Here is a 12,038-nt window from a genome sequence, read left to right as displayed (position 1 = left end):
GTGTTTCGATCCACGCGCCCCCGCGGGGCGCGACAACCAGCGCGCCGATCAGCGCCGAGTGCGCGTGGAGTTTCGATCCACGCGCCCCCGCGGGGCGCGACCACCGGCCTATGCGAAGCTCGTCGCCGAAGAGATGTTTCGATCCACGCGCCCCCGCGGGGCGCGACCAGAGAGGCTTTTTCATCGCCTATCGTTGTGCAAGTTTCGATCCACGCGCCCCCGCGGGGCGCGACACCTCGCGCAGCACAAGGCTCCACAGGACCGAAAGTTTCGATCCACGCGCCCCCGCGGGGCGCGACCGTCAAATGCCCAACGTCAAAGGTCTAACGCATTGAGTTTCGATCCACGCGCCCCCGCGGGGCGCGACGCGTTGAGAACGAGTTCCATGTTGCCATAGGAAATCGTTTCGATCCACGCGCCCCCGCGGGGCGCGACCCGCGCAACGATCATCAGCAAAACGCCCATCAGGTTTCGATCCACGCGCCCCCGCGGGGCGCGACGAGCCCCGCTTTGATTTCATGTATCGTTGCGTAGTTTCGATCCACGCGCCCCCGCGGGGCGCGACAGCCGACAATTGCCGTGCGATTAGTTGGCTTGGGTTTCGATCCACGCGCCCCCGCGGGGCGCGACACGGCGCAAAACAGGCAACGGAAATTCGAGGAAGTTTCGATCCACGCGCCCCCGCGGGGCGCGACGACATTATCACCCGAGGGGGCGGTTTCGACTTCGTTTCGATCCACGCGCCCCCGCGGGGCGCGACTCTATCGCATGAAGCTTGGATACTTGACGAACGGGTTTCGATCCACGCGCCCCCGCGGGGCGCGACCACCGGGCAAGAAGCGCCCGCCCGGCGACGCGCCGGTGTTTCGATCCACGCGCCCCCGCGGGGCGCGACAGCCGACGCCGTAAGCCGGGTCGCGGCCTGATAGTTTCGATCCACGCGCCCCCGCGGGGCGCGACCGCAGCCTAATAGTGTGGGATGGTTTGCCGAAACGTTTCGATCCACGCGCCCCCGCGGGGCGCGACCGGGCCAAATCAATTCGATTACAAACTTCACGAAGTTTCGATCCACGCGCCCCCGCGGGGCGCGACTTCAGCTTTTGGACCGAAGTATAGCCCTTGTCGGTTTCGATCCACGCGCCCCCGCGGGGCGCGACGCCCGTTCGCGATGCCCACATTGGGGACATACGGTTTCGATCCACGCGCCCCCGCGGGGCGCGACTGGAAGCAGAACGATGCCGGACGGTGGGAGCGGCGGTTTCGATCCACGCGCCCCCGCGGGGCGCGACCGTTAAACAGAAAAGCAACGCCACTGTTTCCAGTAGTTTCGATCCACGCGCCCCCGCGGGGCGCGACCGCGGGAGACACGGACATGACCCTGGACCAGATTGTTTCGATCCACGCGCCCCCGCGGGGCGCGACTCCGTCACCATCAGGTTCGGGCAGGCACCCGCCAGTTTCGATCCACGCGCCCCCGCGGGGCGCGACCACAAGCGAACCGCGCGGCCAACGACGCGCTCACGTTTCGATCCACGCGCCCCCGCGGGGCGCGACGTAACGGTGTGACCATTTGTAGCGCCCCGGCCGGTTTCGATCCACGCGCCCCCGCGGGGCGCGACCCCCGGCGGCGACATAATCCAGGTCCGCGACTGGTTTCGATCCACGCGCCCCCGCGGGGCGCGACCCGCGACGCCGCTTGCCGGCGGCCTTCCATAATGTTTCGATCCACGCGCCCCCGCGGGGCGCGACCGCGGTTCCGGGCGATAGCGTCGAACTCGTCAAAGTTTCGATCCACGCGCCCCCGCGGGGCGCGACGGCGTTCAACCAATGGCCGTCCGCATATTCGGGGTTTCGATCCACGCGCCCCCGCGGGGCGCGACGCCGGTCGTCCCCTTGGGGATCATCATGACGTAGTTTCGATCCACGCGCCCCCGCGGGGCGCGACTTGCCGGGAAAAAAGTGCGGCACCGGACATCGCCGTTTCGATCCACGCGCCCCCGCGGGGCGCGACGCTTCGACAAGCGAAAGGTGAGGTTCATCTAATGGTTTCGATCCACGCGCCCCCGCGGGGCGCGACGCGCGGTCTCCGGGTCGATGTCGCGCTGTTCCAGGTTTCGATCCACGCGCCCCCGCGGGGCGCGACGCGCGCGTTGGCGGCATTGAACCCCTGCTGCTTGTTTCGATCCACGCGCCCCCGCGGGGCGCGACAGCGCGCGCACCTCCTCGCCGGTCTTGGTGTTGTAGTTTCGATCCACGCGCCCCCGCGGGGCGCGACCACCGCCGGCAGCAGCTCGTCCGGCACAGAGAAGTTTCGATCCACGCGCCCCCGCGGGGCGCGACTCGTCTTCGCCCGGCCGGACGCCAACTCCTCGCGGTTTCGATCCACGCGCCCCCGCGGGGCGCGACGCCGACGCCGATCGCGATGGCCCGCTCGTTCTTGTTTCGATCCACGCGCCCCCGCGGGGCGCGACTCGGGATCGAGAGCCGACCAGTCGCCGGTAAAGCAGTTTCGATCCACGCGCCCCCGCGGGGCGCGACGTCGGAGGCAGCGTCGATCGCCTTCTCCTCGAAGTTTCGATCCACGCGCCCCCGCGGGGCGCGACAAGGCCATGGTGGCGATGCTGGCGGCTCCGGCCACGTTTCGATCCACGCGCCCCCGCGGGGCGCGACGCCAACGTCCAATTCCTGGCCGATCGGGCGAGGGTTTCGATCCACGCGCCCCCGCGGGGCGCGACGTCGCGCGCCGAACAACTCGCGTTCATCGCCAAGGTTTCGATCCACGCGCCCCCGCGGGGCGCGACCCGAATTACGCCAGCAAGTTGACGGGCATTATGGGTTTCGATCCACGCGCCCCCGCGGGGCGCGACAACCGCTGGCGGGATACCATCGATGATCCACTAGTTTCGATCCACGCGCCCCCGCGGGGCGCGACCAACGTCGAATAGGAGGGCACTCACCATGCCTTGGTTTCGATCCACGCGCCCCCGCGGGGCGCGACGCCGGGGCGGGGGAGGTTGAGCGATGCACTGTCGTTTCGATCCACGCGCCCCCGCGGGGCGCGACCGCATCCTCGCATCCGGTGGTTGTTCCCGACGGGTTTCGATCCACGCGCCCCCGCGGGGCGCGACTGCATTGGCGTTATCACAATGAGAATGAACACGAAAACCCACCGGTTGCGCGTATCGCGCTGCAAGACGCAGCATTACACCCGGTATCAACACGACTGCGTTACCAAGTAACTGATTTTGCGAACAATTGCCTCTGCGCGAACCGCGCTGATAAATCTGCACCGCTAGTGGTTCGCGCATCCGCATAATTGGATTAGAAGACCAACGCGCCCGACAAGTCCAGAATCACTTTCGCACCGACATGCTCGATCCGGCGCTTGCCGTCGGCACCAAGGCGGTAGAAGCGCAGACTGTCCTTGTCGCAATCGATCTCGTCGATCAACCGCGCCCGTAGCACAGCCCACAGTGCCGGATCGACCTCGCACTCGAACACCGAGTTCTGCACACGCTGGCCGACGTCCAGGCATGCCCGCGCGACGCGTCGCAGGCGTCGCCGTCCGGCGGCATCCTGCGTGTTCACGTCGTAGGTCACGAGCATCAGCACGGCGTCACTTCCACACGAACGGCGGATAGCCGTCGAGATCGCCGCGCAGATGCCGCGACAGCAGCAGCGCCTGCAGGTGCGGCACGAGCCCCAGCGTCACCGTTTCGCCGAGGAAGGGATGACGCAGTTCGTCGCGCTTGCGCTCCTGCCAGGCGACCAGCACCGCCTTGCGCGCCGCGTCGGTGAGCGACGCCGCGCCGCCCTCCTCGATCGTGAAATCGCTCGCCACGATCTGGCGTCGATTGACGAGGCTGAGCGCCAGCCGGTCGGCCAGCACCGGGCGGAATTCCTCTATCAGGTCGAGCGCCAGGCTCGCGCGGCCGGGCCTGTCGGCATGAAGGAAGCCGACCTGCGGATCGAGCCCGACGCTTTCCAGCGCCGAACGACAATCGTGCCCCAGCATCGCATAGAGGAACGAGAGCAGTGCGTTGATCCGGTCGAGCGGCGGCCGGCGCGAGCGGCCGTGGAACGCGAACGCGCCGTCGCCCGCGCGCACGAGGCAGTCGAACACGCCAAAATAGACCTGCGCCGCCTCGCCCTCGATCCCCCGCAGCGTCGCCACATCGGGCGCGCGCAAGGTCCGCCGCGCGACGTCGGTCAGCCGCCGCTCGGCCGCGACGATCGCCGCGCGCCGCATCTCCTCCATCGCGCCGCCGTGATCGCGTAGCGCGCGGCGCAGCACGGTGCGCTGGTTGGCGGCCTTGGCGGCGACGATCCCGCGCACGATCGCGACCGCCCGCGCCGGATCGTCGGCCCAGCGATATTGCGTGCGCCGGAGCAGCACGTTGCCGCTGCGCGGCCCCTCGACGCGCGCCTGGAACTTGCCGTTGGGGGTCAGGAAGGAAAGCGCGATCCCGGCGTCGGCACAGGCGGCCAGCAGCGCGGGCGACGCGCCGTTATGGCCGAAGCTGACCACACCGTCGATCATGTGCAGCGGCGCGCGGCCGCGCTCGGCGGCATCGACCTCGACGACGAGGTTCGCACCATCCTTGCGCAACCAGGCATTGTCGCTGGTGACGTAGATCGTGTTGAGATGACGGCGCATCACGCGCGGTCGCCCGCGACGCCGTCGTCTCCCGCGGCGATCTGCCCGGCGAGCCAGCGCGCGACATCGGGCGCGCGCTCGAGCCGCTCGGGACGGCACAGGTCGTGCAGCGAGCAATGCCTGCACCCCGGCATGGCAACGGGCAGCGGGGTCCGGTTCGCGGCGATCATCGCGCGCACCGCGGCGGCGGCGTCGGCGGTCAGCGCGCGCAGGCTGGCGTCCATCGCGACGACGACGCGACGGCGCGTCTCGCCGTAGAACAGCGCACCCTCGGGCACGGTGACGCCGAACATCTCCTCCAGGCACAGTGCTTGCGCGCACAGTTGCACCTCGTCGGCGCGGTGCGCCTTGGGATGGCCGCGCTTGTATTCGATCGGGTAGGGCGAGGCGGGCGCCAATCCGTGGAACTCGACCGCATCGGCCTTGCCGGTGACGCCGAGCGCAAGCGAGCGGATCGCCAGCCCGCGTACCGTGCGCACGCCGCGCTTGCGGTCGGGCCGGCCATGATCGACGCGCTCGTGCAGGATGCGTCCCTCGGCGGTGCGCCCGTCCTCGGCCCACAGCCGTTCGAGATGGATCAGCGCGCATTGCCGCGGGCAGAACAGGTAATGCTGCAGCGCCGACACGGGCACGAGCGCGTCCTCGACGCGGTCGTCCGGTGGCGGCGGGGGCATCATCTCAGCAGAGCTCGAGAATCTCGACCGCTTCGGGCAATCCTTCGCGCTCGATGCGGATACGGTAGTCCTCGAAGCGGCGCGCGGGCGGCCAGTTGCCGGTATTGGCGAGATAGGCGTCGCTGTCGATCTCGTGCGCCGATCCCTGGAACAGCCGGTCGGTCTTCACCGCGTCGAACAGCCTGTGCGACTGCGCGTTGCCGAGTGCCGAGGCGTGGCGGAAGACGATCAGCTTGCGCGTCGTCATCTCGCCGCGCGCGGCGGAATGGTCGTGGTCGAACATGTTGCCGAGCGCTTCCCACAGCAGGTCCAGGTCGGCGTCGGAGAAGCCGGTGCCCTTGGTCGGGTGCGAGGCGAGTGGCGCGGAGACGAAACCGTGCGCGCGGTACAGGCCATAGGGCACGATGTGCTTGCGGCCCATCGTGCGCTCCTTGTCGATATCCTTCTCGTTGGTGACCGACGAGCGCGTGATCGAAATCTCAAGCGGCAGGATCGGCTCGACCGAGCGCGCGAAGGCGATCTGGACTGGTCCGCGCACCTGTCCCGAGTTGAATTCGGTCGTCATGACCGCGCCGAAGGTGCGGATGTCGAAGAAGTTCGCGCACATCCACGCGGTCAAGCGACGCGCGGCGCCCTCCTGCTTCGGCAGCTTGCTGAAATCGTTTTCCTTGTCGGGCGTGATCCCTTGCGCGGTCCATGCCTTGTGATGCTCGCGGTTGAGCACCGCGCCCTCGCTCATGTAGATTTCGTGACCTGCCGGATCGAGCGCGCCCATTGCCGTCTTGGTGGCGACATAGTTGCGGATCTTGCGCTTGATCGCGACGTCGGAGACCAGGCCGTGGTTTGTCTCCGGATCGACGCGCGGCAGGTTGCCCGCATCGGGATCGCCGTTGGGATTGCCGTCCTTGACGTCGAAATAAAGAACGAATTCGTATCGCCGGTTCACCGCTGCGCTCTCATTCGCCATCACTGCCCTCCTCTTGTTCCGGAACTTCGGGTGCTGCCTTGTCGTCGCGCTTGCGGAAGCGTTCGGCGCGCTGGTGGTAATAACCGATATAAAAGCGACCTTGGTCGGCGAGGGTGAGCGAAACGGGGAACTCGCCAGGCACGCCATCGAGGATTTCCTGGATCTGCCGATCGTGGAATGTCGCCGCGCGCGGGTTGGTCGAACCCGTCAGCTTGACGATATGATGCTGCGACAGCCGCATCAGCGTAGGGAACACCGATGCGGGGGCAGATGAGGCCGAAGCCAGGAAGCGACTGCGGATCGTGGCCTTGGCGCCCTCGATCGCCTGCTCCTGCACGTATTCGAGCGCGGCGAACAGCCGCCCCAATCGGTAGGCTTGGTTCGAGCTTTGCTTGTCGAGGCCCATGGGCGCTCCCTCCTTCTTTCCATGCGATAGTCGCGCTTCGCGTTCCAGTACCGCGCGGATCATGGCGGCGTGCCAGCCGATCTCCGCCAGCCCGCCGTCCTTGGTTCTAGGTCCCCCGGCCCGCAGCCGCATGATCGTCGCCGCCAGCAATGTGCGCGGGTAAGGCGCGCCGGTAATCACGGCGCGCATCACCTCGCCGGCCAGGAGCTTGGGGATGTTCTCGAACTTGCCCTGCAGCGCGGTGGCCTGCGCCAGCATTCGCCCGACCGAAGGCGGCTTGATCCAGCCGAACGGGGCGGGCTCGATGCGGGTGTCGGCATAATGGTCGGCGACGCGGCGCGCCAGCGTGCCGACATTGGTCTCCTCCCAGAAGCGCACCGACAGCCGCGCGGCGTTGGGCGCAAGGCCGAGGATGTAGTAGCGCAAGCCATCCTCGACGTTCGGCGCGATGACCTGGCTCAGCGGGCGGCCCTGGCCGATCGCGCTGAGTTGGTCTTTGAGCAGCATCGCGGCGGCATCCTCGAGCGCGTCGGGATCGAACGCCGCCCGCACCCAGGCGTCGGCGGCATCGGCGGCGGCGGGATCGACATCGCTCGCATCGGCCCAGAACAGCATCGTCGCATCGCCGATCGGCCGCGCGACACGGTTGGGGCCGCCGCGCGCGAGCAGTTCGTTGAGCGCGCCGCCGTAGCGGAACGCTGCTGCCTCCGATGTCGGGGCGTTGGCGCCCTGGTCCTTGTTGTACGAGGTGAACGCGTCGAGATTGAACGAGACGAGCGAAGCGCCCGAAGACTGGCTGCCCTCGACCCCCTTGATCGTCGGGTGGAGCCGCGCGAGCGGCGCGCGGCGACCGGTGACGAGGCAGAGGATATCGGCGGCGGCATCGCTGCTCGGCGCGGCATCGGCGACGAGCGCGACAGCGGCAGGCCGCATGTGGAGATAGTCGCGATCGCCATCGAGGCGGAACATGAAATTGCCGTCGAGCATCTCGGGGCGGAATGGCGCGGCATCGAAACGCTCGGGCCGCCAGCGTTCGAGGAAGCGGCGTAGCGCGACGAGGCCTTCGTCAGTCGCATCGGCGAGCAGGCCGACGTGCAGCTCGACGAAGCGTGCATGTTCCTGCGCGGTGCGCTTCCCCTCGCCCACGGTGCGGCCGAGGACATAGGCGGTCTTGTCCCACAGCAGGTTCGGCGCGATGCCGACGGTGCGCTTGACGCCGGCCGGGACGGGATAGGCCTTCACCACCGGCTTCTTGCCGCTCGCATCGCGCAGGTCGAGCACGTCGACCGGCTCCCCCACGTTATCGATCACGATGCACCAGCCGAACTTCTCGCGGCTCCAGCCCGGCAGCTCGGCGCGTCCGCCGGCGTGAAGCCGGTCGTAATAGCCGTCGAGCGCCTGGAGGATCGTCATGCGACCAGCTCCGAACTCCCGCGCGGCGGCACGGCGATAACACCGTCGACCATGCGCGCGCGGTAGAAATGCGAGACGGCATCGGCGGGGTTCGAGAAGTCGATGTCGTGCAGCATCAACCCGAGATCGCGCGTTCGCTGGTCGGTGGGGAGGCGGCTCTCGGGCAGCGGCGCGCCGTCCTCGATCAGTTCGAACTCGGCGACGAATTCGCGTGTGCCGAGACAGGGGCGGTGGAAGCACTGGCCCGCGCGGGCGCGGCGGTTGAACATATTGATGTGTTTGTCGGGCGTGTCCTCCGGGCCGGCCTTCGCCGTCATCTCGAAATGCGCCTCGATGACATAGGCGACATCGACGAGGATCATCGCCGCACGCTGCTGGCGGTTCTCGTCCACCATGATGCCGAGACCGTCGGTCGTCCCGCGGTTCATCGCGCTGCGCGCCGTCGCGGCGCTCGCCTTCGCGCCGACCTCGTTGCGGCGCAGCGACTGGAAGCGGATCTCGCGCAGCACGTGGATGCGATCGACCTGCCAGCGGATCGCCGGCTTCCAGTGGATCGCCTCAAGGATGCCGCGCGCGGCGGTCGGCGTCGGGACGTCGTAGCTGACCCGCTCGACCTTGAGCTCGGGCCGCGTGAAACAGGCACGCTCCCCCCAGACATGCAGCCTTACGGCCATCGGTTCTGCCCCCTTGATGCCACGAAAAGTTCCACAGATGTTCGCGCATCGCAAGCGGGAAACTGCATCCGTTCCGGATTTTTCGCGCGGTTACATCATGTTGCTTTCGGCGTTGCGCCAATCCAGATCGTCGATCCGCAACCCGCGTACCGGATCGTATTGCGCGAGATCGTGGAGCCGCACGAAGCGGTCGCCATATGCCGCACCCTTGATCGCCATCGCGCCGCCGCGCGCGAGCAGGTCGCGGCGCACCTTCGCGGGAACTGCCACGACATATTGCTGCAACGTCCGCAGCACCCTCCCCGGCGGCAGTTCGGCATGTTCGAGCGCGTCGAGCGCGGTTTCGGCGGCGTCGTCCCACGGGATCAGGATCGGCTCCATCGTCTCGTCGATCAGCTTGAACGCCTGTGCGACGCGGGAGAAGGGGAACGACATCGCACCCGCTCCCGCGTCGAGCGCGGGCATGATCGGGAAGGGTTCGCCATCGAGTTCCGCCGCGTCGAGCGCATCATAGCGCGCCCGGAAATAGAGCTCGCGGAAGTAGGCGTGCACCGCCTCCAGCCCGAGCGGATCGAGATCGCGCCGCAGCACCCCTCGTGCCGCTTCGTAGGAGCGCAAGATCGCCGGCGGCACCGTGTGCCCGGCCGGCTCGAACACGATCGTCCGCCCCAGGCCTGCAAGCCTTCCCTCGCGATTGCAGCGGCCGGCGGCCTGGGCGATCGAATCCAGCCCCGCCGCGGCACGCCACACTTCGGGAAAATCGACATCGACGCCTGCCTCGATCAGACTCGTCGCGACCAGCCGCACCGGCCGTTGCGCGGCAAGATCCGCGCGCACCGCTTCAAGGACCTGCCGCCGGTGCTTCGGACACATCAAGGTGGTCAGGTGCCGCGCGCCGTCCTGCGCGCGGATCGCCTCGAACAGGTCGCTCGCGTGGCGGCGGCTGTTAACGATGGACAGCATGCGCTCGCACGCGGCGAAGCGCGCGGTGATCTCCGCATCCTCGACCGGATCGCGCCGCCATTCGACCTCGACTCGCTTCAGCTCGGCATAGAGTTCGGTCGGGCGCGGCGCGAGTTCGCGCTCCAGGTCGATCGCCAGGCCCTGTGCGACCGGAATGCCCTTCTCGATCCGCGGCGGCAGCGCGCCGTCGATCAGCCGCAGCGCCGGCTGCGTCGCGGTGCACAGCACGACGCTCGCGCCGTAATTGCGCACGAGTTCGTCGAGCGCCGCCAGGCACGGCCTGAGCAGCTTCAGCGGCAGCATCTGCGCCTCGTCGAGCACGATCACGCTGCCCGCCAGATTGTGCAGCTTGCGCGCGCGGCTCGTCCGCGCGGCGAACAGGCTCTCCCAGAACTGCACACCGGTGGTGACGACGATCGGCGCGTCCCAATTCTCGGCATCGCGGCGCAGCTTCGCGCGGCCGGCCGCACCTTCGCCCTCTTCGTCATTCTCGGTGCCGGGCCGGCGCTCGTCCCAGTCGAAGCTCGAATGGTGCTCGAGCACGTCGCCGCCGAGCCCGACCTGCTCGCGGAACACCTGCGCGGTCTGCTCGATGATCGAAGTGTAGGGAATTACATATATCAGCCGCCGCAGTCCGTGCGTCGCGGCATGTTCGAGCCCGAAGCGCAGCGAGGTCAGCGTCTTGCCGCCGCCGGTCGGCACGGTCAGCGTGAAGAAGCCGGGCGCGAGCGCGGCCTTGGCGATCGCATGGTCGAGGATCTCCGCGCGCAGTCGGTTCAGCGCGGTGTCGGCGGAGGGGCGATCGTCCATGAAGGCGCGCACGCGGGCGAGCTGGCCGCCATCGAGGTTTCCGCCGCGCGGCGGGGGCGGAACACCGTCGACTTGGGCGTAGAACCGCTCCGTCTCGAGGAAGTCCGCGTCGACCAGGCACGAAAAGATCATGCGCGTGACGAATGCGAGGCCGAAACCGCGATGGTGCGGATCGAGGCTGGGCGGCGGCACGTCGCGCAGTTCGTCCGGCGTCGGCAGGTCCGGAACCTGCGCGCGCCAGCCCGGATACGGCTCGATCGGATAGGCGGCATGGTCGAGCCGGAGGTCGAGCGCGCTCCCCTTCCCTGCCGTGCCCGCTCCGTCCATCAGCCCGGCATGATGCCCGGCGATCGCATAGCCGATGATGCGCCCGGGCGGCGCGCCATACAGCGCCACCGCTTCGCGCGCGCCGGCGGTGCTGTGATCGGGCCCGCGATTGGCGCCCGGAGTCGCGATGTAGCGTTGATACGCCGCCGAACATTTGCCGATGTCGTGCAGCAGCCCGGCCGCGAGCGCCAGCTTCTCGAAACCGAACGGCGCCGCATACCCGGCTGCCGCACGGCCGACGTTATGCAGATGGTGGGAGAGCAGTTCCCAGTGCGCGCGATCGTCGTCCCCCGGCACAGAATGAGCGAACAGCAGTGACGAAGATGCCATAATTTGAACGATCACAGCGAGTGAGAAGCCGAGTTGATCCTTGATGTTTGGTAGTTGTCAAGGCGATACCCGGCGTCAGGAGCAACGGCCCGAATGCCCCTCAACGCAAGGCATCTAGGCGATCGTTCAACTGGCATGGTCGATCGCGCTCATCCCATGCGATGGTGCCCAACGCTTTCCTGTCAGCTAGCAATTGGCGCGCCCGGCAGGATTCGAACCTGCAACTCCAAGCTTAGAAGGCTCGTGCTCTATCCAGTTGAACTACGGGCGCGTCGTCATATTGCCTAGCGCGGATTGCGGCGATCGGGAACTGCGATCATAGTCGCCGCCGGGCCGGCGAGCGGGGTGACGATGACCATAAGGCGCGTGACGGCCGGCGATACCGCGGGCACGCAGTTCCGCCATTACGACGTCGTCATGACGGCTTTCGTCGTCATCCTGATGCTGTCGAACCTGATCGGGGCGGCGAAGCTGTCGGTCCTCACGATCGGCGGTCATCCGTTCATCTTTGGCGCGGGTATCCTGTTCTTTCCCTTGTCCTACGTCCTGGATGACGTCCTGACCGAGGTCTATGGCTTTGCCCGGGCACGGCGGGTGATCTGGGTTGCGGCGGGGGCGCTGATCTTCATGGCGGCGATGGAATGGGTCGTCGTCAACCTGCCGCCGGCCGCGGGATGGGGCGGGCAGGCCGCCTATGAGAGCGTGTTCGGCGCAGGCTGGCGGATCGTGCTGGCGTCGCTCACCGCCTTCTGGGCCGGCGACATTGAACCGCCCCGGGTTTGTCGGAGGCCCTAACTCCTGAGAGGAAGGGGCTATG

Annotated in this window: 7 protein-coding genes, 1 tRNA gene, 1 pseudogene and 1 CRISPR repeat array; of the genes and pseudogenes, 1 reads left to right on the top strand and 8 read right to left on the bottom strand. The window is 67.9% G+C overall.

Going from position 1 to position 12,038, the window contains the following annotated elements; all coding sequences use genetic code 11:
* Positions 1-2 precede the first annotated feature (2 nt).
* A CRISPR array of direct repeats spans positions 3-3,128; the repeat unit is 32 nt; unit sequence GTTTCGATCCACGCGCCCCCGCGGGGCGCGAC.
* A gap of 193 nt (positions 3,129-3,321) precedes the next feature.
* From cas2 to ACFE7K_RS07850, 8 genes are all read right to left on the bottom strand, one after another.
* A complete protein-coding gene (cas2, locus tag ACFE7K_RS07885; protein WP_375397688.1) occupies positions 3,322-3,606 on the bottom strand; it encodes a CRISPR-associated endonuclease Cas2 in 285 nt (94 codons plus the stop codon).
* A gap of 10 nt (positions 3,607-3,616) precedes the next feature.
* The gene (gene cas1c / locus ACFE7K_RS07880; RefSeq protein WP_375397687.1) at positions 3,617-4,657 is read right to left on the bottom strand and encodes a type I-C CRISPR-associated endonuclease Cas1c; all 1,041 of its coding nucleotides are present in this window, start codon (positions 4,655-4,657) and stop codon (positions 3,617-3,619) included.
* On the bottom strand, positions 4,657-5,334 hold the full coding sequence (cas4, locus tag ACFE7K_RS07875) for a CRISPR-associated protein Cas4 (protein ID WP_375397634.1): 678 nt from the start codon (positions 5,332-5,334) through the stop codon (positions 4,657-4,659). Before cas4 ends, cas1c begins: the two co-directional genes overlap by 1 nt.
* Position 5,335: 1 nt before the next feature.
* A complete protein-coding gene (cas7c, locus tag ACFE7K_RS07870; RefSeq protein ID WP_375397633.1) occupies positions 5,336-6,298 on the bottom strand; it encodes a type I-C CRISPR-associated protein Cas7/Csd2 in 963 nt (320 codons plus the stop codon).
* The gene (gene cas8c, locus ACFE7K_RS07865; protein WP_375397632.1) at positions 6,288-8,117 is read right to left on the bottom strand and encodes a type I-C CRISPR-associated protein Cas8c/Csd1; all 1,830 of its coding nucleotides are present in this window, start codon (positions 8,115-8,117) and stop codon (positions 6,288-6,290) included. Before cas8c ends, cas7c begins: the two co-directional genes overlap by 11 nt.
* Positions 8,114-8,791, bottom strand: a complete 678-nt coding sequence (gene cas5c, locus ACFE7K_RS07860) for a type I-C CRISPR-associated protein Cas5c (RefSeq protein ID WP_375397631.1) — start codon at positions 8,789-8,791, stop codon at positions 8,114-8,116. Before cas5c ends, cas8c begins: the two co-directional genes overlap by 4 nt.
* Positions 8,792-8,881: 90 nt before the next feature.
* Positions 8,882-11,188, bottom strand: a complete 2,307-nt coding sequence (locus ACFE7K_RS07855; RefSeq protein WP_375397630.1) for a CRISPR-associated endonuclease Cas3'' — start codon at positions 11,186-11,188, stop codon at positions 8,882-8,884.
* Between the two features lie 227 nt (positions 11,189-11,415).
* Positions 11,416-11,492: transfer RNA gene (locus ACFE7K_RS07850), tRNA-Arg, on the bottom strand.
* Between the two features lie 80 nt (positions 11,493-11,572).
* On the opposite strand from ACFE7K_RS07850, the pseudogene ACFE7K_RS07845 reads away from it, so the two are divergent.
* A pseudogene (locus ACFE7K_RS07845) lies at positions 11,573-11,983 on the top strand (queuosine precursor transporter); the annotation flags it as partial.
* Between the last annotated feature and the right edge of the window lie 55 nt (positions 11,984-12,038).

The sequence above is a fragment of the uncultured Sphingomonas sp. genome (assembly GCF_964244265.1).
Lineage (GTDB): Bacteria > Pseudomonadota > Alphaproteobacteria > Sphingomonadales > Sphingomonadaceae > Sphingomonas.
Note: the sequence above shows the minus strand (reverse complement) of the source record. Positions and strands in the feature narration are given on the sequence as shown.